The organism is Micromonospora echinospora, from assembly GCF_014203425.1.
Classification (GTDB): Bacteria; Actinomycetota; Actinomycetes; order Mycobacteriales; family Micromonosporaceae; genus Micromonospora; species Micromonospora echinospora_A.
The window spans coordinates 6,886,668-6,902,551 of the sequence record NZ_JACHJC010000001.1 but is presented as its reverse complement, the minus strand read 5'-3'; the positions used below and the strand labels follow the sequence as shown (position 1 = coordinate 6,902,551).

The window sequence follows — 15,884 nt, the reverse complement described above, 5'->3', positions numbered from 1 at the left end:
CCGGGCCACAGGGCAGGATGGGCGGCATGAGCGAGCACGGTGGAGTGCCCGGCGGGGGTCTGGTCAAGGGCCTGGCGGTCACGTTGAAGACGATGACCCGCCGCTCGACCACCCAGCAGTACCCGGATGTGGCGCCCGAGCTGCCGCCCCGCTCCCGTGGCGTGATCGCGCTGCTGGAGGAGAACTGCACTGTCTGCATGCTCTGCGCCCGCGAGTGCCCGGACTGGTGCATCTACATCGACTCGCACAAGGAGGAGGTGGCGGTGCCCGGCGCCGCCCGTCCCCGCCAGCGCAACGTGCTCGACAAGTTCGACATCGACTTCTCGCTCTGCATGTACTGCGGCATCTGCGTCGAGGTCTGCCCGTTCGACGCGCTCTACTGGTCGCCGGAGTTCGAGTACGCCGAGTACGACATCAAGGACCTGCTGCACGACAAGGACCACCTGGGCGAGTGGATGGCCACCGTCCCGCCGCCGCCGGCCCACGACCCGCTCGGCGACCCCTCCAAGGAGGAGACCACCGCCGCCCGGAAGGCGGCGGGTCCGTCGGCCCGTCCGGCTCCTTCCCGGGTACGCCCCGACGCCGCCACCGATCCGGGCGGAGGCGCTGCCTCATGACCGGTGCGGACGTGCTGCTGCTCGCGCTGGGCGCGGTGGCGGTGGGCGCTGGCGCGCTGGTGGTCGCCACCCGGCACCTGGTCCGGGCCGGGTTGTGGCTGGTGGTCTGCCTGGGCGCGCTCGCGGGTGACTACCTGGTGCTCACCGCCGAGCTGGTGGCCTGGGTGCAGGTGCTCATCTACGTCGGCGCGGTGGTGGTGCTGCTGTTGTTCGCGGTGATGCTGACCCGCGCCCCGATCGGCCCGTCGGACGACCTGGACCGGCCCGGCTGGGCCGCCGCGCTCGTCGGCGGCGGCAGCGGACTCGGCCTGGCGGTGCTGCTCATCGACGCGTTCCGCTGGTCCCGGGTGGACCTGCCCGCTGCGGGCACCGCCGAGCGCATCGGCGAGCAGGTGTTCCGCTCCTGGGTGCTGCCGTTCGAGGTGCTGTCGGTGCTGCTGCTGGCCGCGCTGGTCGGCGCGATCGTGCTCTCCCGCCCCGACATCGGCAGCCGGTCCGCCGACGCCGCGCAGCCCGCCGACGAGGGCGGACGCCCGTGAGGCCGGTCATCCCGTACGTCACCGCCGCGCTGCTGTTCGGCCTCGGCGTGTACGGCGTGCTGCGCCGCCGTAACGCCGTCCTGGTGCTGATGGCGGTGGAGTTGATGCTGAACGCGGTGAACCTGGTGCTGGTCACCGCCGACACCACTGTCAAGGCCGCGCTGCCGCACTCCGGCCAGGTGTTCGCGCTGTTCGTGATCGTGCTCGCCGCCGCCGAGATCGGTGTCGGACTGGCCATCGTGCTCCAGCTCTACCGGCTGCGTGCCAGCGTCACAGTCGACGACGTGCCGCTGGCCGAGCCGGCGCCCGCGGTCGCGGCGGGCCCGGCGTCCGGGCGGCCGGATGCGGAAGGAGCGGTCCGGTGAGCACGCCGACGCTGTGGCTCGCGGCGGTGCTGCCGGCCGCGCCGCTCGTCGCCGGGCTGCTCGGCCTGCTGCTGCCGCCCGCTCCGCACCAGGACCGGGCCTCGGCCCGGCGGCTGGCGGTCGCGCTGGGCGTGGCCGGGGCAGCCGTGTCGCTGCTGGCCGCGCTGGCGCTGCTGGTCCGTGTGGACGCCCCGGTCGAGGCGTCCACCACCTGGGTCGACCTGGGCGGGCTGCGGGTCACGCTGGGCCTGCGGCTGGACGGCGTGGCGGTGCTCGTCGCCACGGCGGTCGCCGCTGTCGCGCTGGCCGTGCAGGTCTACTCGATCGGCTACCTGCGCCGGGGCCCGCACGACGATGTGGACGTCGACCACCGCTACCCGCCGTACGCGGCTCAGCTCAGCCTCTTCACCGCCGCCATGCTCACGGTGGTGGTGTCCGGTGACCTGATCATGCTACTGGTCGGCTGGGAGGTGATGGGCATCTGCTCGTACCTGCTCATCGCCCACGACCGGCGGCTGCCCGAGGCGCCCGGCGCGGCGGTGAAGGCGTTCCTGGTCACCCGGGTGGGTGACGTCGGGTTCCTGCTCGGCATCGCGCTGCTCGGCGTGGGCGCGGGCAGCTTCCGGATCGCCGACGTGCTGGCTCACGACTACGGCACGGCCACGCTCACCACCGCCTGCCTGCTGCTGCTCGCCGGGGTGGCCGGCAAGAGCGCCCAGTTCCCGCTGCACACCTGGCTACCGGACGCGATGGCCGGTCCGACGCCGGTCTCCGCGCTGATCCACGCGGCCACCATGGTCGCCGCCGGCGTGTACGCGGTGGCCCGGCTGTTCCCGCTGTTCGAACGCGCCCCGGCCGCGCTCGCCGTACTCGGCGTGATGGCCGCGATCACGATGCTGCTCGGCGCGTTCGCCGCCACCGCCCAGGACGACATCAAGCGCGTGCTCGCCTGGTCCACGGTCTCCCAGATCGGCTACATGACCGGCGCGCTGGCGGTCGGCGCACCTGCCGCCGCGCTGTTCCACCTGCTCACCCATGCCGCGTTCAAGGCGCTGCTGTTCCTCGCCGCCGGTGCGGTGATCCACGCCGTCGGCACCACGCTGATGTCCCGGATGGGCGGCCTGCGTACCGGCATGCCCGTGACGTTCTGGTGCATGGTGGTCGGCCTGGGCGCGCTCGCCGGCGTACCCCCGCTCTCCGGTTTCTGGAGCAAGGACGGCGTGCTGGCTGCCGCGGAGGCGGCCGCGCTCGACGGCGCGGGGCCGACAGCGGCCTGGGTGGGCTGGCTGGTCTGGCTGGCCGGGCTGCTCGGCGTGGCGGTGACCGCCTGGTACGCGACCCGGCTGCTGCTGCGCACGTTCCTCGGCGCGACCCGCACGCCGCTGTTGCGGCCGCACGACCCGCCGGGCCTGCTGCGCTGGCCGGTGCTGCTGCTCACGGTCCCGGCCGCGCTGCTCGGCCTGGCCGCGTTCGCGCAGTGGTTCGCCGACCGCCTGCGCGTGCCGGGCGACGACAGCGGCGAGGCCGTCGAGCTGGTGCACCTGGCGCCGAACCTGATCCTGCCGTTCCTGCTGCTGCTCGTCGGCGCGGGCGTCGCCTGGGCGGGCTGGCGCCGCGACCCGGCCGCCGACCCGGCCCGCTTCCTGGGTCCGCTGCGGCCGGTGTTCGCCCGGGCGTTCCGGCTCGACGACGTCCAGCACGCCGTTGTCGTACGCCCGGCCGGCGCGTTGGCGCGGGTCGTGCGTACCGGTGACGAGCTGGGCGTGGACGGGCTGGTCGAGGGGAGCGGCCGGGCGGCGGTCGAGGTGGGCGGCGGGCTGGCCGCGCTGCACCGGGCGGCGCTGCCGCGCGCGGCGGCCGGGGTGCTGGCAGGCGCGCTGCTGATCGGCCTCGCGGTCGCCCTGATCGGAGTCACGTCATGACGTTCGGGCAGGTCCTGCTGGTCGCCGTCGTAGCGCTCCCGGCGCTCGGCGCGCTGGCCACCGCGGTGGTGCCGGGCGACCGGGCCGGCCGGGTGGTCGGCACCGTCGCCGCCGCGTTGACGCTGCTGGCGACGCTGCCGCTGGTCGGCGGCGACCACGGCTGGTTCGGGTACGGTCCCCGCCCGGCGGTGCAGCCGTGGCACCAGGTCGACCAGCAGTGGGTGCCCGGGCTCGACCTGCGCTTCCACCTGGGCGTGGACGGCATCTCCTGGCCGCTCGTGGTGCTGACCGCGCTGCTCACGCTGCTGTGCTGCGCGTACACGCTGTGGCGGGTGCCGCCCGGCGGCGGCAGCGGGCGGGCGCTGGTGGCGTTGCTGCTGGTGGTCGAGGTGGGCATACTCGGCACGTTCCTCGCGCTCGACCTGGTGCTGTTCTTCCTGTTCTTCGAGGTCGTCCTGCTGCCGATGTACGCGGTGATCGCCGGCTGGGGCGGCGCGGACCGTCGCCGGGCGGCCCGCAAGTTCGCGCTCTACACGCTGTTCGGCTCGGTGCTGCTGCTGGTCGGCGTCTACGTGGTGGTGGCCGCCGCGGGCACCGCCGACCTGGTCGCGCTCACCGGCGGCGCCGGGCTGTCCCGGGGCACGCAGCTCGCCGCGTTCACGCTGCTGGCGCTCGCGTTCGCGGTCAAGAGCCCGCTCTGGCCGCTGCACTCGTGGCTGCCCGACGCGCACACCCAGGCACCAACCGTCGGCAGCGTGATCCTCGCCGGGGTGCTGCTCAAGATGGGCACGTACGGCATGATCCGGGTCGCCGTGGGGGTGGCCCCGGAGGGCGCCCGCTGGGCCGCGCCGGTGCTCGGCGTGCTCGCCGTCGCCGCGATTCTGATCGGTGGCCTGGTCTGCCTGGCGCAGGACGACCTGAAGCGGCTGATCGCGTACTCCAGCGTCGGGCACATGGGCTTCGTGCTGCTCGGGATCGCCACGCTCACCGCCACCGGGCTCCAGGCCGCGCTGATCGGCAACATCGCCCACGGCGTCATCACCGCCCTGCTGTTCTTCCTGGCCGGCGCCGTCAAGGACCGCGCGCACACCGGCTCGCTGGCCGAGTTGTCCGGGCTGCGGGAGACCGCGCCCCGGCTGGCCGGGCTGCTCGGCTTCGCGGCCGTCGCCTCGCTGGGGCTGCCCGGCCTGGCCGGGTTCTGGGGTGAGGCGTTCGCCGTGGTGGCCGCCGTGCAGCGGGGCGGCCCACTCTGGCTGACGCTCGCCGTGCTGGCCGCGCTGGGCGGGGCGCTCACCGCCGCGTACTTCCTGCGGCTGCTGCGCCGGGTTTCGCACGGGCGGCCCAGCCCGGCGGTGGCCGGTCTCGCACCCGGCGTGGCCGGCGCGGAACTGACCGCGTGGGCGCCGCTGGTGCTGCTCGCGCTCGCGGTCGGCCTGGCCCCGGCACTGGTCCTGTCCTACGCCTCCGGCCCGGTGGAGGCGCTGCTGGGGGTCGTCCCATGAGCCTGGTGCAGCCTGTCGACAACCTGGCGATGCTGCCGGCGTACCTGGCGGCCGGCACCGCAGTGCTGGTGCTGCTGGTCGACCTGCTGGTGGCGCGTCCCGCCGTCACGGTCGCCGTGGCGGCGCTCGGCGCGACCGGCACCGCGGCCGGCGCGGCACTGGTCGGGGCGGCCGGTGAGCGGCGCACGTTCTGCGTCGGCGACGACTGCTCCTGGGTGTGGAACGGCCGGGCCGCACTGGTCGGGGCCGTGATCGCCCTGCTCACGCTCGGTGTGCTGGCGCTGTCCGGCCCGCTGCTGCGCGCCGGGCGTACCCCGGTCGGCGAGTACTGCTTCCTGCTCGCCTGCGCGATGACCGGTGGCGTCGTGCTCGGCGCGGCAGGTGACCTGATCACGCTGATCGTGGCGCTGGAGACGCTGACGCTTCCGCTGTACGTGCTGGTCGGCCTGCGCCGGGGCAGCCTCGCCGGCGCCGAGGCGGCGGTGACGTTCTTCGTGGTGAGCGTGGTCGCCACCACTGTGACGCTGCTCGGCGCGGCGCTGCTCTACGCGGTCGCCGGCACGCTGCACCTGGACCGGCTCGGCGCCACACTGGCCGCCCGCGACGACCTGACCGACCTGCCGCTGACCGGCGTCGCGGTGGCGCTCGTGGTGGCCGGGCTGGCGTTCAAGGTCGCCGCGGTGCCGTTCCACGCGTGGGCCCCCGCCACGTACGACGGCGCGCCGCTGCCGGTGGCCGCGTACCTGTCGACTGCCTCGAAGCTCGGTGGCGTGGTGGCGCTGCTGGCGGTGGTGCAGCGCGCGCTGCCGGGCGACATGACCGGCCCGGTGCTGGCGGCGCTGGCGGTGCTGACCATGACCGTCGGCAACCTGGTGGCGCTGCGTCAGCGGCGTACCGTGCGGTTGCTGGCCTGGTCGTCGGTGGCCCAGGCGGGGTACATCCTGGCCCCGCTGGGCGCGCTGGCGCTGGCCGCTGGGCGCACCGGCGACGCGCGGGCGGCCGCGTACGCGGCAGCAGTCGCGTACTCGATCTTCTTCGTGCTGCTGGAGCTGGCGGCGTTCGCCGCTGTGGTGGCGCTGCGCCCGGCGGACGGTGACGGCGGCACGCTGGCCGACCTGCGCGGCGCGGCGCGGCGGCACCCGTGGGTGGGCGGCGCGTTCGCGCTGGCCCTGATCGGGCTGGCCGGCCTGCCCCCGGGTCTGGCCGGGCTGTTCGCCAAGGTGACAGTGGTACGCGCGCTGCTGGCCGGGCACGCGGGCTGGCTGGCGCTGGTGGTGGCGCTGAACGCGGTGATCGGCCTGGCGTACTACCTGCGGCTCACCGCCTCGCTCTACGCGACGCCTGCGGGCGCGGCGGTGGTCCGCCCCGCGCGGACCGTGGCGCTGGCGCTCGGCGCGGCCACCGTGGCGGCGGTGGTGATCGGTTTCGCACCGCAGCTGGCGCTGGACGTGGCGGCGCGCTGACCGGTTCGTGCCCTGGTGGGCGACCGCTTCAGCGTGTGCACAGCAACATCCAGCCAACTTTCAGCCATGAGCCGGATGGTTGACGGGTACCGGTGTGTTGAACCGGTCAGCGGGCCTCCCGCAAGGGCCCGTGCACCGAAGGAGAGATCGTGCATTCCAACCGTCTCAAGACCGCAGCGCTGCTCGGCCTGTTGACCTCGCTGATCCTCGCGGTCGGCTACTGGTTCGGCGGTAGCGGCGGTCTCGTCATCGCCGTCGTCGTGTCGTTGCTGATGAACGGCGTCACCTACTTCTACTCCGACAAGCTCGCACTGCGCTCGATGAAGGCGCAGCCGGTCAGCGAGGCACAGTTCCCCGAGCTGTACCAGATGGTGCGGGAGCTCTCCACGCTCGCCGGCAAGCCGATGCCCCGGCTCTACGTGAGCCCGACCTCGCAGCCCAACGCGTTCGCCACCGGCCGGAACCCGGAGAACGCGGCGGTCTGCGTCACCCAGGGCATCGTGGAGGTCCTGGACTACCGGGAGCTGCGTGGCGTTATCGGCCACGAGCTGTCGCACGTCTACAACCGGGACATCCTGATCTCCAGCGTGGCGGCCGGCCTGGCCGGCATCATCACCATGCTGGCCAACCTGGCCTGGTTCATCCCGCTGGGTTCGTCCGACGACGAGGACGGCCCGAACCCGGCCGTGCTGCTGCTCACGCTGATCCTCGGCCCGATCGCGGCCACTGTGATCCAGCTCGCGATCAGCCGGAGCCGGGAGTTCCAGGCCGACAAGTCCGGCGCCGAGCTGAGCCGCGACCCGCTGGCACTGGCCAGTGCCCTCCGCAAGATCCACATGGGTACGCAGGCGCGCCCGCTGGCGCCGCAGGGCCAGCTCGCCAGCACCGCGCACCTGATGATCGACAACCCGTTCAAGCGGGGCGGCGGCATCGCCGCGATGTTCGCCACCCACCCGCCGATGGAGCAGCGGGTGGCCCGACTGGAGCAGATGGCCCGCAACTCCGGGCCGGTGCAGTTCCAGCGCTGACCCGCAAGTACTCCCCGCCGCGCCCGCGTCCCATGACGCGGGCGCGGTGGTGTGTCCGGGCACAATGCGTTTCCCCCGGTCATCACACGCCGTTAGGGTCGAAACGTCTCCCACTCATTACTCCCATGGAGGTCTGACAGTGGCCGCACTGCGCCAGTACCAGGGCGTCTGGCGGATCCCTGGCGCGCCGATGCTGCTGGTCCTCGGCATCATCGGCCGGCTCGGGATCGGCATGACCCCGCTGGCGCTGCTGCTCGTCGTCGAGCAGGTCACCGGCCGGTACTCCCTGGCCGCCGTCGCCGGCGGCATCTACGCGCTCTCCGGCGCCGCGCTCAGCCCGGTCGCCGGCCGGATCGCCGACCGGGTCGGCCCCACCCCCGTGCTGCTGGCCACCGCGCTGGCCCACCCGCTCGCCCTGATCGGGCTGCTCGTCGCCACCCGCTCCGACACCGGTAACCTCGGGCTGATCTACCTGGGGGCGGGCCTGGCCGGTGCCACGTACCCGCCGCTCACCGCCGCGATCCGGGGCGCCTGGAACGACCTCACCGCCCCCGCCACCGGCCGGGCCCACCTGCGCAACACCGCGCTCGCCGCCGAGACCACCCTCTTCGAGGTCGTCTTCGTGATCGGCCCGCTGCTGGTGGCCGGCTTCGTGCTGTTCGCCGACGCCTCCGCCGCGCTCGTCGGCGCCGCCGTGGTCACCCTGGTCGGCACCGGCGCCGTCGCGTTCGGCCGGGTCATGCAGGGCTGGCGCCCGCACTCGCGCGAGCATCACGCCCGGGGCCTCGGCCCGCTGCGGATCGGCGGCTTCCCCGCGCTGCTGCTCTGCGTGGCCAGCCTCGGCATCGCGTTCGGCGCCTCCGGCGTCATCGTCCCGGCCTTCGCCGGGAACTCCGGCGCCGACGACCCGGAGAGCCTGGCCGGCGTGCTGCTCGCCGTCTGGGGCATCGGCAGCGCCATCGGTGGTGTCTGGTTCGGCGTACGCAAGCCCGCCGCCAACATGACCCGCCAGTTCGCCTGGCTGCTCGGCGCCGTGGCGGCCAGCTTCGCCGTCTTCGCGGTGATGCCCGGCCCGGCCGCGCTCGGCGTCGCGCTGGTGCTCGGCGGCGCGGCCATCGCCCCCGCGCTCACCCTGGAGAACACGCTGGTCGGGCGGATCACCCCGGCCGGCATGCTCAACGAGGCGTACACCTGGGTGGTGACCATGTCGGTCGCGGCGAGCGCCGCCGGCGGCTCGATCGCCGGACTGATCATCGACCACGCCGGCGGCGTGTCCTGGGCGTTCATCTTCGCCGGGGTGGCGGTCGCCGTCGGGGCCGCGGTCGCCGCGCTGCCCGCCGGGCCGATCACCCGGGCGGAGGCCACAGCGGTACGCACCGAGCAGTCACTGGCCGCCTGACCGGCGGCGTCCGGGTGGGCCGGATCAACGTACGAACCGCGCTCCGCGACCATCAGCAGCCGGAGTACCTCCATGATCGCCTGCAACAGGTTCCGCCCAGCCGGCGATAGTGAGGTGTGACGAGCCAGATACAACCGTCTGATCAAGATCTGTGGTCGGCTATCGCAGCCAGTGACGAGATCGCTTTCGGCCGGCTTTTCGACCGGTACGCACGGGCGGTGTACAACCACGTGTTCCGGCTCACTGGCTCCTGGACGCTCGCGGAAGACGTTACGCAATCGACCTTCCTGGTCGCGTGGCGGAGGCGGGGCGAAGCGGGCCCGGTCGACGGGTTGGTACTGCCCTGGCTGCTTGTGGTCGCTACCAATGCGACCCGTACCGAATGGCGTTCCGCTCGGCGGTGGTTGGCAGCCCTGCGTAGGTTGCCGCCGGAGCGGGAGGTCGACGCAGACCTGGCCGGCGACGTAGCCGGGCGGCTCGATGACGAACGACAGATGGCCAAGATTCTGGCGGTGGTCCGCCGACTCCCGCGCGCAGAACGCGAAGCGGTTGCCCTGTGCCTCTGGTCCGGCGTGCCGTACGGCGAGGCGGCGAAAGCCCTCGGAATCAGCGAAGGCGCGGTCCGTTCGCGCGTGAGTCGCGCACGAGCCCGGCTGGCCCGGCTGGTCGCTGACGACAACAAGCAGGAGGAGGAACGATGAGAGACGTTCTCGACGCGCCTACTGAGCGGGACCTGCCGCCCGCCAAGGCAGCGCGAATGCGGGCGGATCTTATGAGGTCGATCCACCGGCCGCGATCCCGCACAGCGGTGCGACTGGGGATCGCCACCATGGCGGCCACCGCAGCGGTGGTGGTCGGCGTGGCGGTGGCGCCGACCAACGACGACGTGCAGCATCTGGCGATGGGCCCGCACGAGCTGTCACCGGCGCTGCGCCAGGCGATTGAGCAGTGCCTGTCGTGGAACGCGCAGGCTGAGCGAATTCCGGTGTCGATGGGTCAGCTGGCCGTGGCCGCTGAACAGGACCACCGCGCCGTGGCACTGTTCATGACGGAGACCGGGTATCTTACCTGTGATGTCTCAACGCCCTCAGGCGAAGAGGCCAGTGGGGGTGTCGGCGGGGAACGCGACTGGCCACAACAGAGCTGGTTGCCCGGCCCGGTCCAACGACTCCTACTCACGTCGACCGAAGCAGATGGCGGTGACGTCACCGTGACTGGCCGGGTCAGCCCTCGGGTACATCGGCTGGTACTCGAACACGGCGACGGGCACACGACCACGGCACGACTGAGTTCCGGCGTGTTCGGCCTGGTCACCGAGGGCGGCACTGTCAGGCAGGATGCTGAGCTGGTCAGCTACGACGCCAGTGGCACCGAGATTGACCGGCGCCTGTTGTTTCGGCCGTCCGACGAGTTCGATCACTGCTACACCGACTCATCCGGCAAGGTCGTCTACGGCAAGCCTGGCACTGACTGCCTGTCGGCCGAGCGCTGGAGTCGATAGGCAAGCCCTTCGGACCGGAGTGGTCGCCGTGTCCGAGACGGCGACCATCGGCGGTCCTTGCATCCGAGGGGTCAGAGCGTGCTGCGGTCGCGGGCAGGTCGACGAGGACCAGGCTCAAGCCGTGTCCAGGTCGTCGGAGGCCGATCGTGGGCGACCGACGACGACCACTGGCGACGACGTCCACTCAGGTGGCAAGGCCTGGCCGGCCCGATGATCAGGCCGGCCAGAGTCCCTTACCTGTAGTTGGTGAACTGGAGCGCCAGCCCGAAGTCCTCGCCCTTGAGCAGCGTGATGACGGCCTGGAGGTCGTCCTTCTTCTTCCCGGTGACGCGGAGCTGGTCGCCCTGGATCTGCGCCTGCACGCCCTTCGGGCCCTCGTCGCGGATCTTCTTGCTGATCGCCTTGGCCTTGTCGGAGTCGATGCCCTGCACCACCTTGGCGTCGATCTTGAAGATCTTGCCCGACGGGCGGGGCTCGCCGGCGTCGAGCGACTTCAGCGAGATGTTCCGCTTGATGAGCTTCTCCTTGAAGACCTCAAGCGCCGCCCGCACCCGCTCCTCGGTCTCCGCTTGGAGGCTGATCGCCTCCTCGCCCGACCAGGTGATCTCCGCGCCGGTGCCGCGGAAGTCGAACCGCGTCGAGAGCTCCTTCTCCGACTGCCGGAGGGCGTTGTCGACCTCCTGCCGGTCGACCTTGCTCACGATGTCGAACGACGGGTTCGCTGCCATGCTCATGCTCCTGCTGTCCGGCGGTCTGTCCTGGTCCGTCCCGCGCTGACCAGCGTGGGACCTCCTGACGGTACCCGGTTGCGGTGGGGCAGGGGACAACCGCTATCCTTGCTTCCGCCGCCGCGTTGCGACGCGGTGGTGTGCCCTGGCGGGTTGCCCGAGCGGCCAATGGGAGCGGACTGTAAATCCGTCGCGAAAGCTTCAGAGGTTCGAATCCTCTACCCGCCACCAGGTGCAGATGCGGCCCCTGAACAGCAGAGATGCTGATCGGGGGCCGTTGTCGTTCGTCTGGCCGAGTCCGGCTGAGTCCAGCCGTTGACGACTGGTTGTGGGGCAGACGGCGAGCAGGTCGATCTTGACCCGCGGAGGGCTCTTCCGGGGCTGCGACCGCTGGGGTTGGTGGCCTGGGCCCAGTCTGGCGGAGGCCGTGCGTGTAGCGATCGGATGAGGGGTCCGCGGTGAGGTGTCGCCGGCTGTGGGAGAGGGGCCGGGGGCAATCCAGTCCCGGGATTGGACTGGCGCGGCGGCCGGAAGCCTGACCGTCGACGAGGCCGACCGGTCGGCTTCCCTACCGCCTGGCCGTGATCGTGCCGCCGGCCGGATTAGCGTCATGCAGCCGCCTCGCTCTGGCTGAACGCTGGCGTCCCGCCAACCGAGGCCGCCCGGCGCCCGGGCCACGGCGTCGCCGTCCTGCTCCGCGTCTACGCCAACTGCATCGACGGCGGCGACGACACCATGAACGACAAGATCAGCGACGCCCTCGGATGATCCACGGCACCCGTCCGCGCGCTCGACTGGGCAGGATGTGCGAGTGATGACAGGAATGCTCGGCCTCGTGCTGCTGGTCGCGCTGGGCTCGGTTGCGGGTTTCGCCCTGGTGTACCTGGTGGTATCGCTCTGGCGGTTGGTGGGGCGTGGGGTCACCTCCTTGCCGCGTGCTTTGAAGTCTCTGACGATCGAGCCGTCGCCGGGAGGGGCCTTCAACGACTCCCGGGACGTGTGGCCGATGCCGAAGGACGACTGATCGGGGATGTACTCGGTTGACCGGGAAGCTGTGGAGGATGAGCCGTTGAGCACCGAGCATGGCAAGGCGCTGACCAGAACGGCCGTCCGACTCTGTCGCCGAGGTCTAGCGCTGGCTGCCGTCGCACTTGCCCTCGCTGGCTGCGCTGACTCAACCGAGCAAGGTCGACAGGAAGCCAAGGACATGGCGCTGCGGGCCGCGGAGGTCTATACCCGCGACGCCGAGGTCGCCGCGATCAGTCGCACCGAACTGGGCGACGGATCCGTGCGCTACTTGCGCGGGCATCTGGCACGGTCAAACGAACAGGTGTTGGACTCCTGGAGCAGGTCCGGCATGGCCAAGTCGGGTCCGGTGGTCGGCTGGGTGGACGTTGCACTTACCCGTACGTCGTCTGACAGCGTGTTCTCCAAGGGTGCCACGGTGACCACCTGCATCCGCTTCGAGGTGTCCTGGTCTGACCGTGACGGCGCCCAGTACTCGCACCACGTCAAGGACTGCCCAGCGGACATGTCGCCGCCGCCGGCCCAATAGTCAGCACCGTGCCCACCCGTGGCCACAGTCGCGCGACAGCCGGGGTGTCTGACCATGGTGGGCGGCTGGTCGACGAGAGGTCTTCGAGGCGTCGAAGGTGAATGCCGTCCGCGATCGGGGTGGGCGTCCGGCGCGGATATCCGGCCGGCTGATGATTCACTCGGTTCTCCTGGCGTGAAACCTTGCCTCAGCCATCGATGATGGTGGAGGCTGTCCGGGGACGGCCGAGGGGAGCGCCGACGCTATCTACTGTGGCCGTGGCCGGGTGTCGACTGGCTGACGGGTGAATCAGGCGCTAAGCGTGGTTTACGCGCGAAGTCGTTGTGCGCGCCTTCCGTAGCGGCTGCGGGGCTGATCGTGACGGTATGCTGGGCCGGAGGGTGAGCCACGCCTGTCGAACGGATGATTTCCCTGCCACTGGCCCTGCACGAGGGCTTGCGCAGCTTTTGCGCGTGAGCGGGGTGTGGCACGATCGTGGAACCTTCACGATGGCTGTAACTCTCCCGACAGGAGCAATCATGTCTGGTCGTAGGCTGGGCCGGCTGTTTGGCTCGCTCCTCCTCGTCTCCGCCGCCCTGGGCGTTTCGGTAGTCAGTGCGAAGTCCGGCCTGGGTGACCTCCGCCTCCTCGACTACGTCTGGGTCTGAACACCGACCCGGGCTGACGTCCACGGAGACGGAAGCTGGTGGGCCCTGCCCGCCGGACAGGGAGTGGGATGAGCGGGCGAGACAACCCGAGGCGTAGACCCTCCGAGGACGCCTGGATAATCACCGCACCGCTCGCCCTGGTGGCGGTGGCTTGTTCGACAGTCACCGGACTGATCGCGAAGCCGCCCATCGGCGGGTGGCTTCCGGCAGTGCTGCTCCTGGCGCTGATGATCGTCGCCAGCGGGCCGGTCGTCGGGGTGGTCATCCGGAGGCAGTCGCTCGGGATGACGCTCACCGAGCTGCCGTTGGTGCTCGCCTTCTACTTCCTGCCGCCGCTCACCGTCGTCCTGATCTACACGCTGTCCTCGCTCGTGACGCACCTGCGTCACCGGTTGTCGGCGCCGAAGCTCTGGTTCAACGTCGCGCGTGCCGCGGCGGGCACGTCGGTCGGTGCCCTGGTGCTGACCATCCTGCCGCCGACCGAAGGCGTGGGCCCCGCCACCTGGCTGGGCCTCTGCCTCGCGGTGGCGATGGTGATCCTGGTGAGCCTCACCTCGATCGCCGCGGTCCAGACCCTGCTCATCGGGTGGCACGCCGGCCGGGAGACGTTCCGCGCGCTGCGTTCGGGCGTGCTGACCAACGGCATCAACGTGTCGGCCGGCCTGATCGTGCTGATGCTGCTGGAGCAGTCCTGGTGGTCCCTGGTGCCGCTGGCCGCGCTGGCCGCGGGGCTGGTGGCGGTCTACCGGTCGTACACCGAGTTCTTCCAGCAGCACCGCACGCTCAGCGGCATGTACGAGCTGAGCCGGGCGATCTCGGCCAGCGGCCAGGACGGCACACTCGCGGACGCCCTGCTGGGCCGTGTCCGTGGGCTGATGCAGGCGGAGTACGCGACGTTGTGGCTGCCCGCCCAGGGCCGGCACCCGGAGACCCTGCTCACCGCGCGAGTCGACGACCCTGGCCTGCTGGACACCGCCCCGACCGGCGTCGAGCTGCGCCAGCGGGCGATGCAGAAGGCCCGCCCGGTCACTGTCGGCCGTGGCGTGTGCAGCGATCCGGAGTTCCGGGCGAGCCTGGCCGAGCAGGGCGTCAAGGACACGATCATCGTCCCGTTGCGCTCGGGCCGGGTGGTGATCGGGACGCTCGAGGTGACCAACCGGCTGGTCGACCCCTCGCACTTCACCTCGCGCGACGTCGCGGTCCTGGAGACGGTGGCGGCGCACGCCGCTGTCGCCCTGGAGAACTCGCGCCTGGTCGACCGGCTGCGGCACGACGCCGACCACGACACGCTCACCAAGCTGCCCAACCGGCGGCGGCTGACCGCCGCGGTGGCCGAGGCGGTGAAGATCGGCGCGCCGGGCGAGGTGGTCGCGTTGCTCCTCTTCGACGTCGATCGGCTCCGCCAGGTGAACGAGTCGCTCGGCCACGCCGCCGGGGACAAGGTGCTCGTCGAGGTGGCCGAGCGCCTGCGCGCCTGCTCGCCGTCCTCGGCGCTGGTCGGCCGGGCCGGTGGCGACGAGTTCCTGGTGACGCTCCGGTTGGAGAGCACCGAGGCGGCCCTGGAGCTGGCGGCCCAGCTCCGGGAGCAGATCCGCGACGAGATGGTCTTCGACGCGCTCACCGTGGACGTGGACACGGTGGTCGGCGTGGCGGTCCACCCTGACCACGGCAGCGACGCGGTGGCACTGTTGCAGCGCGTCGACCTGGCGGCCAGCGCCGCCAAGTCGGTCCCGGGCAGCGTGCAGCTCTACAGCCCGGGGCTGGAGTCGAGGTCGCTGCGCCGGCTCGGGCTCGCCGGCGACCTGCAGCGGGCGCTGGAGGAGGGCGAGCTGGAGGTCTACTTCCAGCCCAAGGTCACGCTGCGGGACCGCCGCCTGGTGGGCGTGGAGTGCCTGGCCCGGTGGGAGCACCCGGCGCACGGCACTGTCGCGCCGGACGACTTCGTGGCGGTGGCCGAGCACACCGGCCAGCTCGGCCGGCTCACCGAGTTCGTGCTCCGGGAGAGCCTGCGGCGCAGCCGCGACTGGAGCCACGGCGAGCAGCCGCTCTCCGTGGCGGTCAACCTCGCCGCGCGTACGCTCACCGACCAGCACTTCCCTGCGCTGGTACGCGATCTGCTGGCCGAGTACGGCGTGCCGCCTCAGCGGCTGACGCTCGAGGTCACCGAGGCCGGCGTGCTGGACGGCGCCGAACGTCCCATCTCGACCTTGCGCAGCCTCCGTGACCTCGGTGTCCGTCTCTCGGTGGACGACTTCGGCACCGGCAACTCGTCCCTGGCCCAGCTGCGCCGGCTGCCGGTGCACGAGGTCAAGGTGGACCGGTCGTTCGTGCAGGGCATGGCGACCGATCCGGGTGATCTGGCGATCGTGAACGCGGTGGTGACGCTGTCCCAGCAGTTCGGCCTGGCGGTGGTGGCCGAGGGTGTGGAGAGCGAGCTGATGCTGGAACTCCTGCAGGACATCGGCTGCGAGATCGGCCAGGGCTTCCTGTTCAGCCGCCCTCTGCCGTACGAGCGGCTGGAGGCGTGGTTCGGCGCCCAGGTCGACCCGGAAACGGTGGTCGCGGGGGAGCTGCCGCGGCTGCGAGTGGTGCCCTGAGCAGGGGCGACGCCTGCCTGG

14 protein-coding genes and 1 tRNA gene are annotated in these 15,884 nt (G+C 71.8%); 14 read left to right on the top strand and 1 reads right to left on the bottom strand.

From position 1 onward, the window contains the following. Window positions 1-26: 26 nt before the first annotated feature. From FHU28_RS31175 to FHU28_RS31130, 10 genes are all read left to right on the top strand, one after another. Window positions 27-617 carry a NuoI/complex I 23 kDa subunit family protein gene (locus FHU28_RS31175; protein ID WP_116508743.1) on the top strand — a complete coding sequence of 197 codons (591 nt, stop codon included), beginning with the start codon at window positions 27-29 and terminating at the stop codon, window positions 615-617. After that, window positions 614-1,156: an NADH-quinone oxidoreductase subunit J family protein gene (locus tag FHU28_RS31170; protein ID WP_116508741.1), complete on the top strand. Its 543-nt coding sequence runs from the start codon at window positions 614-616 to the stop codon at window positions 1,154-1,156. The genes FHU28_RS31175 and FHU28_RS31170 overlap by 4 nt, the downstream gene beginning before the upstream one ends. Further along, window positions 1,153-1,521 (top strand): NADH-quinone oxidoreductase subunit NuoK, encoded by a 369-nt coding sequence (gene nuoK, locus FHU28_RS31165; protein ID WP_184688676.1) that lies wholly within the window; start codon window positions 1,153-1,155, stop codon window positions 1,519-1,521. Before FHU28_RS31170 ends, nuoK begins: the two co-directional genes overlap by 4 nt. Then, window positions 1,518-3,443 carry an NADH-quinone oxidoreductase subunit 5 family protein gene (locus FHU28_RS31160; RefSeq protein ID WP_184688674.1) on the top strand — a complete coding sequence of 642 codons (1,926 nt, stop codon included), beginning with the start codon at window positions 1,518-1,520 and terminating at the stop codon, window positions 3,441-3,443. Before nuoK ends, FHU28_RS31160 begins: the two co-directional genes overlap by 4 nt. Next, window positions 3,440-4,945, top strand: coding sequence for a complex I subunit 4 family protein (locus FHU28_RS31155; protein WP_184688672.1), 1,506 nt, complete (start codon window positions 3,440-3,442; stop codon window positions 4,943-4,945). Before FHU28_RS31160 ends, FHU28_RS31155 begins: the two co-directional genes overlap by 4 nt. Next, window positions 4,942-6,408: an NADH-quinone oxidoreductase subunit N gene (locus FHU28_RS31150; protein WP_184688670.1), complete on the top strand. Its 1,467-nt coding sequence runs from the start codon at window positions 4,942-4,944 to the stop codon at window positions 6,406-6,408. The genes FHU28_RS31155 and FHU28_RS31150 overlap by 4 nt, the downstream gene beginning before the upstream one ends. 149 nt (window positions 6,409-6,557) lie before the next feature. Further along, entirely contained in the window at window positions 6,558-7,436 is an 879-nt protein-coding gene (gene htpX / locus FHU28_RS31145) for a zinc metalloprotease HtpX (RefSeq protein ID WP_184688667.1), read from the top strand. A gap of 139 nt (window positions 7,437-7,575) precedes the next feature. Continuing rightward, window positions 7,576-8,835, top strand: a complete 1,260-nt coding sequence (locus FHU28_RS31140; protein ID WP_184688666.1) for an MFS transporter — start codon at window positions 7,576-7,578, stop codon at window positions 8,833-8,835. A gap of 116 nt (window positions 8,836-8,951) precedes the next feature. Next, window positions 8,952-9,536: an RNA polymerase sigma factor gene (locus tag FHU28_RS31135; RefSeq protein WP_184688665.1), complete on the top strand. Its 585-nt coding sequence runs from the start codon at window positions 8,952-8,954 to the stop codon at window positions 9,534-9,536. After that, window positions 9,533-10,336 (top strand): hypothetical protein, encoded by an 804-nt coding sequence (locus tag FHU28_RS31130; protein WP_184688663.1) that lies wholly within the window; start codon window positions 9,533-9,535, stop codon window positions 10,334-10,336. Before FHU28_RS31135 ends, FHU28_RS31130 begins: the two co-directional genes overlap by 4 nt. 233 nt (window positions 10,337-10,569) lie before the next feature. Here the strand turns inward: FHU28_RS31130 and FHU28_RS31125 are convergent, their stop codons facing one another. Then, window positions 10,570-11,064, bottom strand: coding sequence for a YajQ family cyclic di-GMP-binding protein (locus FHU28_RS31125; protein WP_073828968.1), 495 nt, complete (start codon window positions 11,062-11,064; stop codon window positions 10,570-10,572). 147 nt (window positions 11,065-11,211) lie between these two features. On the opposite strand from FHU28_RS31125, the gene FHU28_RS31120 reads away from it, so the two are divergent. From FHU28_RS31120 to FHU28_RS31105, 4 genes are all read left to right on the top strand, one after another. After that, a tRNA-Tyr gene (locus FHU28_RS31120) sits at window positions 11,212-11,295 on the top strand. 583 nt (window positions 11,296-11,878) lie between these two features. Beyond that, a complete protein-coding gene (locus FHU28_RS31115) occupies window positions 11,879-12,088 on the top strand; it encodes a hypothetical protein (RefSeq protein ID WP_184688661.1) in 210 nt (69 codons plus the stop codon). Between the two features lie 45 nt (window positions 12,089-12,133). Continuing rightward, window positions 12,134-12,619, top strand: a complete 486-nt coding sequence (locus tag FHU28_RS31110) for a hypothetical protein (RefSeq protein WP_184688659.1) — start codon at window positions 12,134-12,136, stop codon at window positions 12,617-12,619. Between the two features lie 715 nt (window positions 12,620-13,334). Next, entirely contained in the window at window positions 13,335-15,863 is a 2,529-nt protein-coding gene (locus FHU28_RS31105) for a putative bifunctional diguanylate cyclase/phosphodiesterase (RefSeq protein WP_184688657.1), read from the top strand. Window positions 15,864-15,884: the final 21 nt, after the last annotated feature.

What these genes read in the sequence shown, in the direction of transcription:
- FHU28_RS31170 (WP_116508741.1), top strand. Translation starts at nt 614, where the DNA reads ATGACCGGTGCGGACGTGCTGCTGCTCGCGCTGGGCGCGGTGGCGGTG.
- FHU28_RS31155 (WP_184688672.1), top strand. Translation starts at nt 3,440, where the DNA reads ATGACGTTCGGGCAGGTCCTGCTGGTCGCCGTCGTAGCGCTCCCGGCG.
- FHU28_RS31115 (WP_184688661.1), top strand. Translation starts at nt 11,879, where the DNA reads ATGACAGGAATGCTCGGCCTCGTGCTGCTGGTCGCGCTGGGCTCGGTT.
- FHU28_RS31105 (WP_184688657.1), top strand. Translation starts at nt 13,335, where the DNA reads ATGAGCGGGCGAGACAACCCGAGGCGTAGACCCTCCGAGGACGCCTGG.
- FHU28_RS31175 (WP_116508743.1), top strand. Translation starts at nt 27, where the DNA reads ATGAGCGAGCACGGTGGAGTGCCCGGCGGGGGTCTGGTCAAGGGCCTG.
- FHU28_RS31130 (WP_184688663.1), top strand. Translation starts at nt 9,533, where the DNA reads ATGAGAGACGTTCTCGACGCGCCTACTGAGCGGGACCTGCCGCCCGCC.
- FHU28_RS31150 (WP_184688670.1), top strand. Translation starts at nt 4,942, where the DNA reads ATGAGCCTGGTGCAGCCTGTCGACAACCTGGCGATGCTGCCGGCGTAC.
- FHU28_RS31125 (WP_073828968.1), bottom strand. Translation starts at nt 11,064, where the DNA reads ATGGCAGCGAACCCGTCGTTCGACATCGTGAGCAAGGTCGACCGGCAG.